Source organism: Streptomyces sp. NPDC002734 (assembly GCF_040295685.1).
Lineage (GTDB): Bacteria > Actinomycetota > Actinomycetes > Streptomycetales > Streptomycetaceae > Streptomyces.
In genome coordinates this window covers 52824-70357 of sequence record NZ_JBEOVU010000040.1, presented here as the reverse complement: position 1 = coordinate 70357, position 17534 = coordinate 52824, and the positions used below count along the sequence as shown (strand labels likewise).

Annotated in this window: 9 protein-coding genes and 1 tRNA gene; 9 read left to right on the top strand and 1 reads right to left on the bottom strand. The window is 71.3% G+C overall.

Features of this window, described 5'->3' with window-relative positions; translation table 11 throughout:
• The first annotated feature begins 287 nt into the window (after positions 1-287).
• A tRNA-Thr gene (locus ABT026_RS28145) sits at positions 288-360 on the top strand.
• Positions 361-438: 78 nt separating this feature from the next.
• Here ABT026_RS28145 and ABT026_RS28140 read toward each other — a convergent pair.
• Positions 439-3189 carry a SpoIIE family protein phosphatase gene (locus ABT026_RS28140; RefSeq protein WP_351117979.1) on the bottom strand — a complete coding sequence of 917 codons (2751 nt, stop codon included), beginning with the start codon at positions 3187-3189 and terminating at the stop codon, positions 439-441.
• Between the two features lie 330 nt (positions 3190-3519).
• Between ABT026_RS28140 and ABT026_RS28135 the strand changes: the two genes are divergently transcribed.
• From ABT026_RS28135 to ABT026_RS28100, 8 genes are all read left to right on the top strand, one after another.
• Positions 3520-8949 (top strand): HAMP domain-containing protein, encoded by a 5430-nt coding sequence (locus tag ABT026_RS28135; protein WP_351117978.1) that lies wholly within the window; start codon positions 3520-3522, stop codon positions 8947-8949.
• A gap of 301 nt (positions 8950-9250) precedes the next feature.
• Entirely contained in the window at positions 9251-9946 is a 696-nt protein-coding gene (locus ABT026_RS28130; protein ID WP_351117977.1) for a response regulator, read from the top strand.
• Positions 9947-10093: 147 nt separating this feature from the next.
• Positions 10094-12880, top strand: coding sequence for a DNA translocase FtsK (locus ABT026_RS28125; RefSeq protein WP_351117976.1), 2787 nt, complete (start codon positions 10094-10096; stop codon positions 12878-12880).
• A gap of 355 nt (positions 12881-13235) precedes the next feature.
• Complete coding sequence (locus tag ABT026_RS28120; protein ID WP_351117975.1) at positions 13236-14069, top strand: helix-turn-helix domain-containing protein; 834 nt, start codon at positions 13236-13238, stop codon at positions 14067-14069.
• A 100-nt stretch (positions 14070-14169) separates the two neighbouring features.
• Positions 14170-15693 carry a 30S ribosomal protein S12 methylthiotransferase RimO gene (gene rimO, locus ABT026_RS28115; protein ID WP_351117974.1) on the top strand — a complete coding sequence of 508 codons (1524 nt, stop codon included), beginning with the start codon at positions 14170-14172 and terminating at the stop codon, positions 15691-15693.
• On the top strand, positions 15690-16424 hold the full coding sequence (gene pgsA, locus ABT026_RS28110; RefSeq protein WP_351117973.1) for a CDP-diacylglycerol--glycerol-3-phosphate 3-phosphatidyltransferase: 735 nt from the start codon (positions 15690-15692) through the stop codon (positions 16422-16424). The genes rimO and pgsA overlap by 4 nt, the downstream gene beginning before the upstream one ends.
• A complete protein-coding gene (locus ABT026_RS28105; protein WP_351117972.1) occupies positions 16421-16990 on the top strand; it encodes a CinA family protein in 570 nt (189 codons plus the stop codon). The genes pgsA and ABT026_RS28105 overlap by 4 nt, the downstream gene beginning before the upstream one ends.
• Positions 16991-17099: 109 nt before the next feature.
• The gene (locus ABT026_RS28100) at positions 17100-17480 is read left to right on the top strand and encodes a helix-turn-helix domain-containing protein (RefSeq protein WP_351117971.1); all 381 of its coding nucleotides are present in this window, start codon (positions 17100-17102) and stop codon (positions 17478-17480) included.
• The last annotated feature ends 54 nt before the right edge of the window (positions 17481-17534 follow it).

The window sequence follows — 17534 nt, the reverse complement described above, 5'->3', positions numbered from 1 at the left end:
GTACTGCAGGGGGGACCCTGTGGGAGAGTAGGACGCCGCCGAACAAATATTGGGAAAGCCCTCGCACCTTGTGCGGGGGCTTTCCGCATTTCCGGTGGAGTTTCGAGAAGGCCTCCCCAGGCTGCCCCGGCCGACAGCCGGCGCCCTGGGGTGAGCGCCGCACAATTCTGGGCAATTGCGGGCGGACGTCCACGCCGCCGGCCAGCCGCTCGGCCTGGAGTTGGAATCCCCGCAGGTCGTGGGTTAGTATTCATGTGTCGCCGCGAGGGAAACCTCGAAACGACAAGGCCCCTATAGCTCAGTCGGTAGAGCGTCTCCATGGTAAGGAGAAGGTCAACGGTTCGATTCCGTTTGGGGGCTCAGCCAAAAAGAGGCCCCGCCCATTCGGGCGGGGCCTCTTTTGCGTTTCCGGGAGGGCCGGGCCGACCCGGCCCTCCGTCAGTCGGCCTGGAGCCCCGGTACCCGCATCGCCAGGATGGCCATGTCGTCCGACGGCGGCTCGGAGGCGAAGCGCTCCACCGCCCGCAGCACCCGCGCGGCGACCGCGCCGGCGGTGAGCCCGGTACAGGTCGTCAGGACGTCCGCCAGGCCGTCGTCGCCGAGCATGCGCATCCCCTCGCGGCGTTCGGTGACGCCGTCCGTGACGCAGAGCAGGACGTCGCCCGGGTCGAGGACGCGGGTCTCCTCGTAGAGCTCGAGGTCGTCCATGACGCCGAGCAGCGGCTGCGGCTCCGCCGCGGGCTCCACCGTGCCGTCCTGGCGCAGGCGGAGGGGGAGCGGGTGGCCGGCGCAGACCACCTTGAGCAGGGCACTGCCGTCCTCCTGCGGCCACAGCTCTCCGTAGAGCAGCGTGAGGAAGCGGCTGCGCTCGCCCTCGTCGAGGATCGCGGAGTTCAGGCGCTGCAGCACGGCGGGGCCGCTGAGGCCCTCGCGGGCCAGCAGGCGCAGCGCGTGCCGGGCCAGGCCGGTGACGGCCGCCGCGTTGGGCCCGGTGCCGCAGACGTCGCCGATGGCGAAACCGTAGGCGCCGTCCCGGATGGGGAAGAGGTCGTAGAAGTCGCCGCCGACCTCGTTGCCCTCGCCGGCCGCCTGGTAGATGACCTCCACCTCGACGCCGTCGATCCGGGGGAGCTCCGGCGGGAGGAGGCTGCGCTGCAGGGACTGGCTGATGGCCGTGCGCTCCGAGTACAGGCGCGCGTTGTCCAGGGCCAGGGCGGCCCGGCGGCTCAGGTCCTCGGCCAGTTCCAGGGACTCCTGACGGAAGTGCTCGTCGGTCGGCTTGCCCAGGGTGAGCATGCCGATGACCCGGTTGCGGGCGACCAGCGGCAGGACGACCGTCTCGCCGCCCACCGCGGAGGCGGTGGCGAGGGTGGGGCCGATGCCGGAGGAGACCGTGGTGGGCTCGCCCAGGCCGAGGCTGCGCATGGAGGTGCGCAGGGCGGCGTCGTGGGCGGCCTTGAACGGGGCGGTCCAGACGCGGGCGCCGGGGGTCGGCACCGGATCCGGAGGGGAGATCTTGGAGAGCAGGGCCTTCAGCCCGTCGATCCGGTCCTCGTCCTCGTGCAGGACGTACGACAGATAGGGGTCGGAGGACGGGTCGTTGATCGTGTAGACGGCGCACCAGGTGGCCAGCGTCGGCACGGTCATCTGGGCCATCAGGGCCAGCGTCTGATCGCGGTCCAGAGTGCCGGCGAGCAGGTCGGAGGCCTCGACGAGGAAGCTGAGGGAGCCGCGGCGGAGCCGCTCTAGCTCGCCCAGACGGGCCGACTCGACGGCCAGGGCGATCCGGTCGGCGGCGAACTGAAGGCGCAGCGCCTCCTCGTTGGAGTAGCGGCCGGAGGCCTCCGCGGCGACGCCGAGGGAGCCGGTGAGGCGGCCCTCGACCTTGAGCGGGACCGTCACCACGGAGCGCATGCCGGTGCCGTCGAGCAGCGGGATGGAGCCCGGGGTGGCGGCGAGGTCGTCGTGGACGGCGGGCATGCGGGCCGAGCCGTAGCGGCCGGGGCCGGCCTCGACGGGGACGCGGGCGAAGCGCTGGCGGGCCGACGGCAGGCCGGTCGACGCACGGACCTCCAGCTCGGTCTCGTCGTCGGTGGCCAGCAGCAGGAAGGCGGCGTCGGCGTCGAGCATGTCGCGGGCCCGCTCGACGGTGCGCTGGAGCAGGCCGTCCAGGTCGTCGGGGGCGGGGGAGCCGATGAAGACCTCGAAGGGGTCGGCGTCCCGGCCGTCGTGGTGGGCGGTGTCGCCCGCGGCGCCGCGGGAGGGGCTCTGCAGGACGGCGCGCTCCTCGTTGCGGACGAGGAGACAGACGGTGGAGGGGGCTCCCTCGGGGTTGCGGACGCGCAGGTGCGAGGCGTACACGGGGACGACGCGGCCGGCCGCGTCACGGATGCCGTAGCTGCCTTCCCAGCGGGACAGCTGGAGGGCCTCGACGATGCCGGTGCTGGTGCCGGGGGTGTGCGGCCAGGCGGCGAGATCGGTGAGGGGCTTGCCGGTGACGGAGGAGGCCGGGTAGCCGAAGAGGTCCTCGGCGTCCTCGTTCCACGCGCTGACGGCGCCGTCGTGGTCGATCTGGACGACGGCCACCCTGACCCGGCCGTCGGCGGCGGGGAGCATGTCGACGGGGAGCGCGGGGCCCGCGGAGCGGGTGCCGACGGCGCGGTCGGGGAGGTCGAGCTGGAACCAGACCTGCTTGCGGGTGGTCGTGTACTCGACGCCCCAGCGGGCGGCGAGGGCGGCGCAGAGCTGCAGGCCGCGGCCGCCCTCCTGGTCCGGGCTGCTCACGGGGTGCGCGGCGGACTGGAGGGGGACCTCGCGCTCGGGGTAGTGGTCGGCGACCTCGATGCGGACGCCGTCGTCGGTGCGCAGGCAGACGACGTCGGCGGCGGTGCCGGCGTGGACCACGGCGTTGGTGACCAGCTCGCTGGTGAGGACGACGGCGTCGTCGATGATGTCCGCGAAGCCCCAGCCCTGGAGGGTGTCGCGGACGAAGGAGCGGGCCGTGGCGACGGAGCGCCCCACTGGCTCGAAGCTGGCGGCCGCCCGCGCGGTGATCACAGAACTCCTCGTGCGCTCGTGGGCGTGGGTGTCCGGCGGTGCGTCCTGCGCGTGCCGCTGCTGAGCGGGGAACGCTTCCGTCGGCCCGGTGTGCTCCGGGGTCGGGTCCCCCGAGATCAGTCCGGTCGTCATGTTCTCCGAGGCCGCCCCTCCGATGCCCACACTTCGTCTTACCACCGCCCAGGGCCGGACGGGACCGTTCGGCCCAGGCAGCCTCCTGCAAGGTTACTTACCTGAGAGGTCCGCGCGGATGCCGGTTGACGCCGATTCCGTCCGCAGTGTGTGCGGACGGTGTGCGGGCTTGCCGAACTGTTATGGCCTGGTTCGGCCGAAGTGAAACACTGGGCAGGCTTGATGCATACACCCCCGGCGCGTGGTTGTGACGGGAGGGCGACGTGAGCGGGGCCGAGGTTGCGGGCACGTGAGCGGCAGTGGTTGGTCGATCCCTGCGGGAGGGACACAGTGGAGGCTGGCGCGGCGACGCGGGGCAGTAGGACGCGTGCGAAGGGCGGAGGCACCACCCAGGTGGACACGGCCGCGCTCAACAGGTTGCTGTCCGGCCTGGTGGCGATGCGGGACGGGAACTTCCGCAAGCGGCTGACGGTGTCCGGCGACGACGTCATGTCGGAGATCGCCGCCGTGTTCAACCAGGTCGCGGACCGCAACCTGCACCTGACGGGCGAGCTGGCCCGGGTGCGGCGGATGGTCGGGCGTGAGGGAAAACTCACCGAGCGGCTGGAGACGGGTGCCTGCGAGGGCTCCTGGGCCTCCGCGATCGACGCGTCGAACGCGCTGGTCGACGATCTGGTGCGGCCGGTGTCCGAGGTGGGCCGGGTGCTCTCCGCGGTCGCGGAGGGTGACCTGTCGCCCCGGATGGAGCTGCGGACCCGGGGCGCCGACGGCAGCGGGCACCCGCTGCGCGGCGAGTTCCTGAAGGTCTCGCGGACGGTGAACAACCTGGTCGACCAGCTGTCGCGGTTCACCGACGAGGTGACCCGGGTGGCCAGCGAGGTGGGCACCGAGGGCAAGCTGGGCGGTCAGGCCCAGGTGCGCGGCATGTCGGGCTCGTGGAAGGACCTGACCGAGTCCGTCAACACGATGGCGCACCGGCTCACCCTTCAGGTGAGGGACATCGCGCTCGTCACCACCGCCGTGGCCAACGGTGACCTTTCCCGCAAGGTCACCGTGCACGTCGAGGGCGAGATGCTCGAGCTGAAGAACACCGTCAACACGATGGTGGACCAGCTCTCCGCGTTCGCGGCCGAGGTGACCCGGGTGGCCCGAGAGGTGGGCACCGAGGGTGAGCTGGGCGGTCAGGCGCAGGTGCCGGGCGTGGCCGGTGTGTGGAAGGACCTGACCGACTCGGTCAACCTGATGGCGGGCAACCTCACCGCGCAGGTGCGCGGGATCGCCGAGGTGACCACGGCGGTCGCCAACGGCGACCTGTCGCGGAAGGTGACGGTGAGCGCCCGCGGTGAGGTGGCGCAGCTGGCCGACACGATCAACCAGATGACCGAGACGCTGCGGATCTTCGCGGACGAGGTCACCCGGGTCGCCAACGAGGTCGGCGCCGAGGGCCGGCTGGGCGGCCAGGCGAACGTCCCGGGAGCTGCGGGGACCTGGAAGGACCTCACCGATTCGGTGAACACGGTCTTCCGGAACCTGACGACGCAGGTGCGGGACATCGCCGCGGTGACGACGGCGGTGGCGAACGGCGACCTGTCGCAGAAGGTCACGGTGGACGTGGCCGGCGAGATGCTGGAGCTGAAGAACACCGTCAACGGGATGGTGGACCAGCTCTCCGCGTTCGGCGCCGAGGTGACGCGGGTGGCCCGTGAGGTGGGCGTCGAGGGCGAGCTGGGCGGTCAGGCGCAGGTGCCCGGCGCGGCCGGCACCTGGAAGGACCTCACCGACTCCGTCAACACGGCGTTCCGCAACCTCACCGGTCAGGTGAGGAACATCGCGCAGGTGACGACGGCGGTGGCCAACGGCGACCTGTCGCAGAAGGTCACGGTGGACGTCTCGGGCGAGATGCTCCAGCTGAAGAACACCGTGAACCGGATGGTGGACCAGCTCTCCAGCTTCGCCGACCAGGTGACGCGGATGGCGCGGGACGTGGGCACGGAGGGCCGCCTGGGCGGTCAGGCCCGGGTGGACGGGGTGTCGGGCACCTGGAAGGAGCTCACCGACTCCGTCAACAGCATGGCCGGCAACCTCACCTCGCAGGTGCGCAACATCGCGCAGGTGACGACGGCGGTGGCGAGCGGCGACCTGTCGCAGAAGATCGACGTGGACGCCCGCGGCGAGATCCTGGAGCTGAAGAACACCATCAACACGATGGTCGACCAGCTGTCCGCCTTCGCCGACCAGGTGACCCGGGTGGCCCGCGAGGTGGGCACCGAGGGGCGTCTGGGCGGTCAGGCGCAGGTGCCGGGCGTGGCCGGCGTGTGGCGTGACCTGACGGACTCGGTGAACGGCATGGCCGGGAACCTGACAGCGCAGGTGCGCAACATCGCGCAGGTCGCGACGGCGGTGGCGCGCGGTGACCTGTCGCAGAAGATCGACGTGGACGCGCGCGGCGAGATCCTGGAGCTGAAGAACACCCTCAACACGATGGTCGACCAGCTCTCGAACTTCGCGGAGCAGGTGACCCGGGTGGCCCGCGAGGTGGGCACCGAGGGCATCCTGGGCGGTCAGGCCGAGGTGCAGGGGGTCTCCGGCACCTGGAAGGACCTGACCCAGTCGGTGAACTTCATGGCGAACAACCTCACCATCCAGGTGCGGAACATCGCCGAGGTCACCACGGCGGTCGCCAAGGGCGACCTGTCGAAGAAGATCACCGTCGACGCCAAGGGCGAGATCCTCGAGCTGGTGACCACCGTCAACACGATGGTGGACCAGCTGTCGTCGTTCGCGGAGCAGGTGACGCGGGTGGCCCGTGAGGTGGGCACCGAGGGCATCCTGGGCGGTCAGGCGCACGTGCCGGGCGTCACCGGCATCTGGAAGGACCTGAGCGACAACGTCAACCTGATGGCGAAGAACCTCACCACCCAGGTGCGGAACATCTCGCAGGTCGCCTCCGCGGTCGCCAACGGCGACCTGACGCGGCAGGTGACCATCGAGGCGCGCGGCGAGGTGGCGCAGCTCGGCGACACCATCAACATCATGGTGAAGACGCTGTCGTCGTTCGCCGAGCAGGTCACCAAGGTGGCCCGCGAGGTGGGCACGGACGGCATCCTGGGCGGTCAGGCCCACGTGCCGGGGGTGGCGGGCACCTGGAAGGACCTCACCGAGTCGGTGAACCAGATGGCGTCCAACCTGACGGGTCAGGTGCGCAACATCGCCATGGTCACGACGGCGATCGCCAAGGGTGACCTGACCAAGAAGATCGACATCGACGCGCGGGGCGAGATCCTCGAGCTGAAGACGACCATCAACACGATGGTCGACCAGCTGTCCTCGTTCGCCGAGGAGGTCACCCGGGTCGCCCGTGAGGTGGGCACCGAGGGCCGGCTGGGCGGTCAGGCGCGGGTGCGGGACGTGGACGGCACCTGGCGGGACCTGACGGAGTCGGTGAACGAGATGGCCGGGAACCTGACCCGGCAGGTGCGGGCGATCGCCCGGGTCGCCACCGCGGTGACCCGCGGCGACCTCAACCTGAAGATCGACGTCGACTCCTCCGGCGAGATCCAGGAGCTGCAGGACAACATCAACAAGATGATCGCCAACCTGCGCGACACCACCATCGCGAACAAGGAGCAGGACTGGCTGAAGGGCAACCTGGCCCGGATCTCGGCGCTGATGCAGGGCCGCCGGGACCTGGACGACGTGGCGTCGCTGGTGATGAGCGAGCTGACGCCGGTGGTCTCCGCGCAGCACGGGGCGTTCTTCCTGGCGATCCCGCCGGGGGACACCCAGGAGGTCGGCGCCCTCGACGGGGACGCGTTCGAGCTGCGGATGTTCGGCAGCTACGGCTACTCGATGGGGTCGATGCCGACGTCGTTCCGGCCCGGTGAGGGTCTGGTGGGCACGGCCGCGCAGGAGCGGCGGGCGATCCTGGTGGAGAACGCGCCCAGCGGCTACCTGAAGATCGCCTCCGGTCTCGGGGAGGCGCCGCCGGCGCAGGTGATCGTGCTGCCGCTGCTCTTCGAGGGCACGGTGCTCGGTGTGATCGAGCTGGCGTCGTTCACGCCGTTCACGCAGATCCAGAAGGACTTCCTCAACCAGATCGCGGAGATGATCGCGACCAGCGTCAACACCATCTCGGTGAACAGCAAGACCGAGGTGCTGCTGAAGCAGTCGCAGAAGCTGACCGAGCAGCTGCGGGACCGTTCGGCGGAGCTGGAGCAGCGGCAGTTGGCGCTTCAGGAGTCCAACGCCGAACTGGAGGAGAAGGCCGAGCTGTTGGCGCGGCAGAACCGCGACATCGAGGTGAAGAACACCGAGATCGAGGACGCGCGGCAGGTCCTGGAGGAGCGGGCTGAGCAACTCGCCGTCTCCATGCGGTACAAGAGCGAGTTCCTCGCCAACATGTCGCACGAGCTGCGGACTCCGCTGAACTCGCTGCTGATCCTGGCGAAGCTGCTGGCGGACAACGCGGACGGCAATCTCTCCCCGAAGCAGGTGGAGTTCGCGGAGACGATCCACGGCGCGGGATCGGACCTGCTGCAGCTGATCAACGACATCCTGGACCTGTCGAAGGTCGAGGCGGGCAAGATGGACGTCTCGCCGACGCGGATCGCGCTGGTGCAGCTGGTGGACTACGTGGAGGCGACGTTCCGGCCGCTGACCGCGGAGAAGGGCCTGGACTTCTCGGTGCGGGTGTCGCCGGAGCTGCCGGCGACGCTGCACACCGACGAGCAGCGGCTGCTGCAGGTGCTGCGCAACCTGCTGTCGAACGCGGTGAAGTTCACCGACAGCGGCGCGGTGGAGCTGGTGATCCGGCATGCCGGGGCGGACGTCCCGTCGGCGATCCGGGAGCAGTTGCTGGAGTCGGGTTCGCTGAGCGAGCCGAACGCGGAGATGATCGCGTTCTCGGTGACGGACACCGGCATCGGCATCGCGGCGAGCAAGATGCGGGTGATCTTCGAGGCGTTCAAGCAGGCCGACGGCACCACCAGCCGCAAGTACGGCGGCACGGGCCTGGGTCTGTCGATCTCGCGGGAGATCGCGCGGCTGCTGGGCGGCGAGATCCACGCCCAGTCCGAGCCGGGTCGCGGCTCCACGTTCACGCTGTACCTGCCGCTGCACCCGAACGAGGTCCCGCAGCAGGGGCCCGGGGAGGGCGAGGCGCTGGAGGGCTCCCCGGCGCGGGCGGAACTGCCCGCGGGGGAGACGCCGGCCGAGGTGAACTCCTACCGGGAGACGCAGAGCGGTCCGGCGGCCCTCTTCCGGCGCCGGCGCCGGGAGGAGCAGCCGCCGGCGCGGCCGGCGGAGGAGCCGAGGGCGGCGTTCGACGAGGGCGGGGCGGAGCGGTCCGCGGCGCCGTCGTCGGGCGCCCGGCCGGGTGTGCGGTTCCACGGCGAGAAGGTGCTGATCGTCGACGACGACATCCGCAACGTGTTCGCCCTCACCAGCGTGCTGGAGCAGCACGGGGTGGCGGTGCTGTACGCGGAGAACGGCCGTGAGGGAATCGAGGTGCTGGAGCAGCACGAGGACGTCACGATCGTCCTGATGGACATCATGATGCCGGAGATGGACGGTTACGCGACGACGACGGCGATCCGGCGGATGCCGCAGTTCGCCGGGCTGCCGATCATCGCGCTGACCGCGAAGGCGATGAAGGGCGACCGGGACAAGGCGATCGAGTCGGGTGCGTCCGACTACGTCACCAAGCCGGTGGACCCCGATCACCTGCTCGAGGTGATGGAGAGTTGGATGGGACGGAAGTGATCCGCTCCCGGAGGTGAGAAACCGGCCATCGGGGGTAAGCGGGCTACAGAGGGTGGCCGAGGCCGCGTGCTGCCCGGTGGGCGAACCGTACTACCGGGAACCATTTGGTCTCGCGTCGCGTTTCCGCTGCATGCACAGTGACATCGCGGTGACAGGGTGTGGTGGCACCCGGGGTGCGGCTACGATGACCGGCACAAGGACGGACGGCGCAAGGGAGTCGTCCTCGCGGGCGGCGTCCCAGGACGTCGCCGCGAGTCCTGCGAACAGGGGCGGCCCCAAGCCGGGGCGAGGAGGACGGGCCATGGTGCAGAAGGCCAAGATCCTCCTGGTCGATGACCGGCCGGAGAATCTGCTGGCGCTGGAGGCCATCCTCTCCGCGCTCGATCAGACGCTGGTCCGGGCATCGTCCGGGGAGGAAGCGCTCAAGGCGCTGCTGACGGACGACTTCGCGGTCATCCTGCTCGACGTCCAGATGCCGGGGATGGACGGTTTCGAGACGGCGGCGCACATCAAGCGGCGTGAGCGGACCCGGGACATCCCGATCATCTTCCTCACGGCCATCAACCACGGGCCGCACCACACCTTCCGCGGGTACGCGGCGGGCGCGGTGGACTACATCTCCAAGCCGTTCGACCCGTGGGTGCTGCGCGCGAAAGTCTCCGTCTTCGTCGATCTGTACATGAAGAACTGCCAGCTCAAGGAGCAGGCGGCGCTGCTGCGGCTTCAGTTGGAGGGCGGCGGCGAGCGGCCCGAGGGCGAGGCCGTCAAGGAGGGCGTGGCGGGCTCCGGTCTGCTGGCCGAGCTGTCGGCGCGGCTGGCCGCGGTCGAGGAGCAGGCGGAGGCGCTGTCCAAGCAGTTGACCGACGAGGCGGCCGACGCCGCGGCGGTCGCCACGGCGGCGCACCTGGAGCGCAAGCTGAACGGTCTGCGCCGTGCGCTGGACGCGCTGGAGCCGGGTACCGGGGCGGCCGCGCCGAGGCTTCCGCAGCAGAGCTGAGGAACCCCGTCCGACCGGTCGCTGAGGGGGTGTCACCGATGTCCCGCACACCGCCGGCAGACGCCGCGTCGACCTCGAGGACGACACGAACGGGTGAAGGCCCGCGCAGGCGTGTCCCCAGGCGTCTCCCCCGGTAACCTCACCCTCATGGCCTCACGACCTTCCGCCGCCAAGAAGCCGCCCGCTCCCGCGAAGGCGTCCTCGGCCGCGAGGGCGCCGAGGCCCGCCAGGTCCGCGAAGGGCAAGCCGGTGGCCGGAAAGGTCGCCGCGAAGAGGGCGCCCGCGAAGAAGGCGGCCGCCAAGGCCGCGCCGAAGCCGGCCCCGAGTCCCACCAACGGCGTCTACCGGCTCGTCCGCGCCCTGTGGCTGGGTGTCGCGCACGCCGTCGGCGCCGTGCTGCGGGGCATAGGGACGGGGGCGAAGAACCTCGACCCGGCCCACCGCAAGGACGGCGTCGCCCTCCTGCTGATCGCGCTGTCCCTGATGGTGGCGGCGGGCACCTGGGCCGACCTTCAGGGGCCGGTCGGGGAACTGGTGGAGATCCTGGTCACCGGCGCGTTCGGCCGTCTGGACCTGCTGGTGCCGATCCTGCTCGCCGTGGTCGCCGCGCGGTTCGTGCGTCACCCCGAGCAGCCGGAGGCCAACGGGCGGATCGTGATCGGTCTGTCAGCCCTGGCGATCGGCGTGCTCGGTGAGGTCCACATGGCGTGCGGGTCGCCCGCGCGCAGCGGCGGCATGCAGGCGATAAGGGACGCCGGCGGGCTCATCGGCTGGGCCGCCGCCACCCCGCTGGTCTACGCGACCGGCGCCGCGCTCGCCGTGGCGCTACTGCTGCTGCTCACCGTGTTCGGTCTGCTGGTGGTCACCGCGACCCCGGTCAACGCCATTCCGCAGCGGCTGCGCGCCCTGGGCGTCAGGCTGGGCGTGGTGCAGGCGCCCGCGGAGCCCGGTTTCGCCGAGGACGACGTGGTGGGGGAGGACGACGAGCGGTACGAGGAGCAGTGGCGCGAGGCGCTGCCCCGCTCCCGGAGCCGGCGTCAGCTGCCCCCGGCGGACGAGGACACGGCCGAGGCGGCCGGTCTGGACACGCCGGCCCGTGGCCGGGGCCGTTCCCGCCGCGGCGCCCGCCGCCCCGACCCGAACCGCCCGATGGACGCCGTCGACGTCGCCGCCGAGGCAGCCGCCGCGCTGGACGGGGCGATCATGAACGGGCTGCCGCCGTCGCCGCTGGTCGCCGGGCTCACCCAGGGCGTCACGGAGCGGGGCGGGCGCGGGGAGGACACCGAGCGCTCCGAGCCGTCCGTGCCGACCGCGCGGCCCGCGCCGAAGAACCTGCCGGTGCCCGCGCCCGAGCGGCTTCCGGCCACCGCGGAAACCGTCCCCGACCTGACCAAGGCGCCGCCGGTCCGCGAGCACGACCTGCCGCCGCGCGCCGAACAGCTGCAGCTGGCGGGCGACATCACCTACGCGCTGCCCTCGCTCGACCTGCTGCACCGCGGTGGTCCCGGCAAGTCCCGCACCGCCGCCAACGACGCCGTCGCCGCCGCGCTGGGCAACGTCTTCAAGGAGTTCAAGGTCGACGCGGCGGTCACCGGCTTCACCCGGGGCCCGACGGTCACCCGGTACGAGGTCGAACTGGGGCCCGCCGTCAAGGTCGAGCGGATCACGGCCCTGACCAAGAACATCGCGTACTCGGTCGCCAGCCCCGACGTGCGGATCATCAGCCCGATCCCCGGCAAGTCCGCGGTCGGCATCGAGATCCCGAACACCGACCGCGAGATGGTCAACGTCGGTGACGTGCTGCGCCTCGCGGACGCCGCCGAGGACGACCACCCGATGCTGGTGGCCCTCGGCAAGGACGTCGAGGGCGGCTACGTGATGGCCAACCTGGCGCACATGCCGCACATCCTGGTGGCCGGTGCGACCGGCTCCGGCAAGTCGTCCTGCATCAACTGCCTGATCACCTCGATCATGATGCGGGCCACGCCGGAGGACGTGCGGATGGTGCTGGTCGACCCCAAGCGGGTCGAGCTCACCGCCTACGAGGGCATCCCGCACCTGATCACACCGATCATCACCAACCCCAAGCGGGCCGCCGAGGCCCTGCAGTGGGTGGTGCGCGAGATGGACCTGCGCTACGACGACCTCGCGGCGTTCGGCTACCGGCACATCGACGACTTCAACGAGGCCGTCCGCAGCGGCAAACTGAAGACCCCGCCCGGCAGCGAGCGCGAACTCCAGCCCTACCCGTACCTGCTGGTGATCGTGGACGAGCTCGCCGACCTGATGATGGTCGCCCCGCGCGACGTCGAGGACGCCATCGTCCGCATCACCCAGCTGGCCCGCGCCGCCGGCATCCACCTGGTGCTCGCCACCCAGCGGCCCTCGGTGGACGTCGTCACCGGCCTGATCAAGGCGAACGTGCCGTCGCGGCTCGCCTTCGCGACCTCCTCGCTGGCCGACAGCCGTGTCATCCTCGACCAGCCCGGCGCCGAGAAGCTCATCGGCAAGGGTGACGGTCTGTTCCTGCCGATGGGCGCCAACAAGCCGATCCGCATGCAGGGCGCCTTCGTCGCCGAGGACGAGATCCGCTCCGTCGTCGAGCACTGCAAGGAGCAGATGACGCCGGTCTTCCGGGACGACGTGGTGGTGGGCACCAAGCAGAAGAAGGAGATCGACGAGGAGATCGGCGACGACCTCGACCTGCTCTGCCAGGCCGCCGAACTGGTCGTCACCACGCAGTTCGGCTCCACCTCCATGCTGCAGCGCAAGCTGCGGGTCGGCTTCGCCAAGGCCGGCCGCCTGATGGACCTGATGGAGTCCCGTCAGATCGTGGGCCCCAGTGAGGGATCCAAGGCCCGCGACGTCCTGGTCAAGGCGGACGAACTCGACGAGGCCCTCGCCCGGATCCGCGGCGAGAGCACCGGCGAGTAGCGGCCCGACGCGCAGCGGACCGCGCGGAGCACGGCGGATCGCGCACGGCCGGCCGCACCGTGCGGCGGGCGAGCGACCTTCGGGTGGTTTGGCGAGAGCCGGACGTGGAAGGGGAGCGGGAATGGGGGATCATCTAGGCGGACGCCCCGCCGGGCCCACCCGGTACTCCGGTCGGCCGTGACCCTCCTGTAACGGGAAGCGGGGCAACCGTTCCCCGCTCACGCACGTCAAACCGGTCACAGGCGGGAGCCCACCGGCGGCCTACAAACCGTCGTCGCCCGCTTGCCCCACTCTTCGGCACCCCCCCTAGACTGAACCTCCAGCACAGGTGGCCACACCCTCGAAAGGCGCCCCCGTGTCCCTCGGCAACCCCCCAGAAGAAGAGCGTCCGTTCGAGGACGACACCGACAAGGACCGCCACGACCTGCCGTCGATCGGCGACGCCCTCCAGCGGGCGCGCACGGCGGCCGGACTGTCGGTCGAAGACGTCAGCAACGCCACCCGGGTGCGCGTCGGCATCGTGCGGGCCATCGAGGAGGACGACTTCGGCCCCTGCGGCGGCGACGTGTACGCCCGCGGCCATCTCCGCACCCTGGCCCGCGCGGTCGGGCTGGACCCGGAGCCGCTGATCGCCGCCTACGGCAGGAAGCACGGCGGCCGCCCCGCGCCCACACCGGCGGCGCCGGTCTTCGAGGCGGAGCGCATCCGCCCCGAGCGGCGCGGCCCGAACTGGACGGCGGCCATGGTCGCCGCCATCGTCGCCGTGATCGGCTTCGTCGGGTTCACCGCCTTCGGCGGGGACGGCGACGGCGCCGACCGCGCCCAGGTCGCCGAGGGCCCCGAGCCCAGCGTCTCGGTGACCGAGAAGCCCACCCGTGAGCCCGCCGCGCCCGAGCCCACCGAGAGCGCCATCGCCGCCGCGCCGCGCGACAAGGTCGTGGTGAAGGTGAGCGCTCCCGACGGCCGCAGCTGGATCTCCGCGAAGGACCACAACGGGCGCGTCCTGTGGGACGGCGTCCTGGAGCAGGGCGCCTCGCGCACCTTCCAGGACGACACCCGCGTCGACCTGGTCCTCGGCAACGCCGGAGCTCTCGAGCTCCACGTCAACGGCGAGAAGATCGAGGACGACTTCCGGAACGGCCAGGTGGAACGCCTGTCCTACACCAAGGGAGACCCCGCCGCCGGATAGCCGCCGCGCGGAGGACCGAGGGAGTGCGCAGACGGGGTTGGTCCGGCCGGGCCAACCCCGTCGGCGTGGGACGCCGACGGAACGAAGTAGTCTTGAGCCCATGCCTGAACGCCGTACCGTCGCACTCGTCACCCTTGGCTGCGCCCGTAACGAGGTGGACTCGGAGGAGCTCGCAGGCCGCTTGGAGGCGGACGGCTGGGCCCTCGTGGAGAACGCCGAGGACGCGGACGTCGCCGTCGTCAACACCTGCGGTTTCGTGGAAGCCGCCAAGAAGGACTCCGTCGACGCCCTCCTCGAGGCCAACGATCTCAAGGGCCACGGCCGGACCCAGGCGGTCGTCGCCGTGGGCTGCATGGCCGAGCGGTACGGCAAGGAGCTCGCCGAGGCGCTCCCCGAGGCCGACGGCGTCCTCGGCTTCGACGACTACGCCGACATCTCCGACCGGCTGCAGACCATCCTCTCCGGCGGCGTCCACGCCGCCCACACGCCGCGCGACCGGCGCAAGCTGCTGCCGGTCAGCCCCGCCGAGCGCCAGGCGGCCACCGACGTCGCCCTGCCCGGGCACGGCGCGGCCGCCGACGCCGAGCCGGCCCCGGCCGACCTCCCCGAGGGACTGGCCCCGGCTTCCGGCCCCCGCGCCCCGCTGCGCCGACGGCTGGACGGCGCGCCGGTGGCGTCCGTGAAGCTGGCCTCCGGCTGCGACCGGCGCTGCTCCTTCTGCGCCATCCCCTCCTTCCGCGGCTCCTTCATCTCCCGCCGCCCCGGCGACGTCCTGAACGAGACGCGCTGGCTGGCCGAGCAGGGCGTCAAGGAGGTCATGCTGGTCTCCGAGAACAACACCTCCTACGGCAAGGACCTGGGCGACATCCGCCTGCTGGAGACCCTGCTGCTGGAGCTCGCCGAGGTCGAGGGCATCGAGCGGGTGCGCGTCAGCTACCTGCAGCCCGCCGAGATGCGCCCCGGCCTGATCGACGTGCTGACCTCCACCCCGGGCGTCGTGCCGTACTTCGACCTCTCCTTCCAGCACTCGGCGCCCGCCGTGCTGCGCGCCATGCGCCGCTTCGGCGACACCGACCGCTTCCTGGAGCTGCTCGACACCATCCGCGCCAAGGCCCCCGAGGCCGGCGTGCGGTCCAACTTCATCGTGGGCTTCCCCGGCGAGAGCGAGGCGGACCTCGCCGAGCTGGAGCGTTTCCTCACCCACGCCCGGCTCGACGCGATCGGCGTTTTCGGGTACTCGGACGAGGAGGGCACCGAGGCCGCCGGCTACGAGGGCAAGCTCGACGAGGACGTCGTCGCCGAGCGACTCGCCCGGGTCTCCCGGCTGGCCGAGGAACTCGTCTCGCAGCGCGCCGAGGAGCGCGTGGGCGAGACGGTCCGGGTGCTGGTTGAGTCCGTCGACGAGGAGGACGGTGTGTACGGGCGTGCCGCGCATCAGGCGCCGGAGACCGACGGCCAGGTCCGCCTCACCGAGGCCGGCGGCCTGCGGGTCGGAGAGTTCGTCGAGGCGAAGGTGATCGCCACCGAGGGCGCCGACCTGGTCGCCGAGCCGGTGGGCGGCGCGCTACTGGCCGCCGGAGCCTTCCCCGGCGGCCGGGCGGAGCGCGCGGAGGCGACCGGATGAGCGGCGTACCGGCGTCAGCGGCGGGCGCCTCGCCCGAGACAAAGGCCCCGCCCGAGACGGAGGTCCTGATGGACGAGCCCGTCGAGCCCCTGGGCGCCCGGCCGGCCGCCAAGGGCGGCAAGATCGCGGCGGCCGCCGTGAACCAGGCCAGCCTGTGGAACGTGGCCAACCTGCTCACCATGTTCCGGCTGGTGCTGGTGCCCGGGTTCGTGATGCTGATGCTGGCCCACGGCGGGTACGACCCGGCGTGGCGCTCCTTCGCGTGGGCGGCCTTCGCGGTGGCCATGTTCACCGACCTGTTCGACGGCCATCTGGCCCGCACCTACAACCTGGTCACGGACTTCGGCAAGATCGCCGACCCGATCGCCGACAAGGCGATCATGGGTGCGGCGCTGGTCTGCCTGTCCTGGCTGGACGAGCTGCCCTGGTGGGTGACGGCGGTCATCCTGGGCCGGGAGCTCGGCGTCACGGTGATCCGGTTCCTGGTCATCCGGTACGGGGTGATCCCCGCCAGCCGGGGCGGCAAGCTCAAGACGCTCGCCCAGGGCATCGCGGTGGGCATGTACATCCTGGCGCTGACCGGGTGGCTGGCCACCCTGCGCTGGTGGGTGATGGCGGTGGCGGTCGCGCTGACCGTCGTCACCGGTCTGGACTACGTCCGTCAGGCGATCGTGCTGCGCCGGCAGGGAATGGCCGAGCGCAAGGCCGCGTTGAGGGGGAGCAAGGCATGACCTCCGCGGCCGCCGAAGCCGTCCTGATGCTCACCTACCACGGGGAGACCGTCGCTGTCGCCGAGTCCCTCACCGGAGGGCTGGTAGCGGCCGAGCTGACGGAGGTTCCGGGGGCCTCGAAGGCGGTCCTGGGCTCGGTGACGGCGTACGCCACCGAGATCAAGCACCGCATCCTCGGGGTCGACGAGCAGCTGCTCGCCGAGCACGGGGCGGTCGACGCACGGGTCGCGGAGCAGATGGCGCGGGGCGTGCGGAAGGCGCTGCGCGCCGACTGGGGCATCGCCACCACCGGGGTGGCAGGACCCGAGCCCCAGGACGGGCAGCCCGTCGGCACCGTCTACGTCGCTGTCGTGGGCGGTCCGGCCGGCGACGGGGATGCGTCCGCGGGCGGGAAAGTGCGCGCTCTGCGGTTGAACGGCACACGGGCGGAAATTCGTATGGAGAGTGTACGGAGCGTTCTCGCGCTGCTTGTGGAAGAGCTCCTCGAAGCCAAGAGGGCCGAGCAGGCGGGCCAACGGCAAGGAAATGAGCGGACACAGGATACGGAACGGAACGGGGGGATCTGATGTTTGCAGCCCTGAGTGAACACGACATCGCTCCCCGCACGGCCGCGGCGCGAGGCGGTACGGTGGGGCGAGAAGGATGCGGCTACGCGGTCCGAGGAGGGAGCCACCGATGATTCTGCTCCGTCGCCTGCTGGGTGACGTGCTGCGTCGGCAGCGGCAGCGCCAGGGCCGTACTCTGCGCGAGGTCTCTTCTTCCGCCCGGGTCTCGCTCGGTTACCTCTCCGAGGTGGAGCGCGGGCAGAAGGAAGCGTCCTCCGAACTGCTCAGTGCGATCTGCGATGCGCTGGACGTGCGCATGTCCGAACTGATGCGTGAGGTGAGCGACGAGCTCGCTCTCGCCGAACTGGCCCGGTCCGCGGCCGCAACCGACTCCTCCGCCGTACCGGCCCCGGTGCGCCCGATGCTGGGCTCCGTCTCGGTGACGGGCGTCGCCCCGGAGCGGGTCACCATCAAGGCCCCCGCGGAGGCCGTCGACGTGGTCGCGGCCTGAGCCTGGCCCGAGTATGAGCCCGGCCCGAGTCTGAGCCTGGCCCGAGTCACCGGA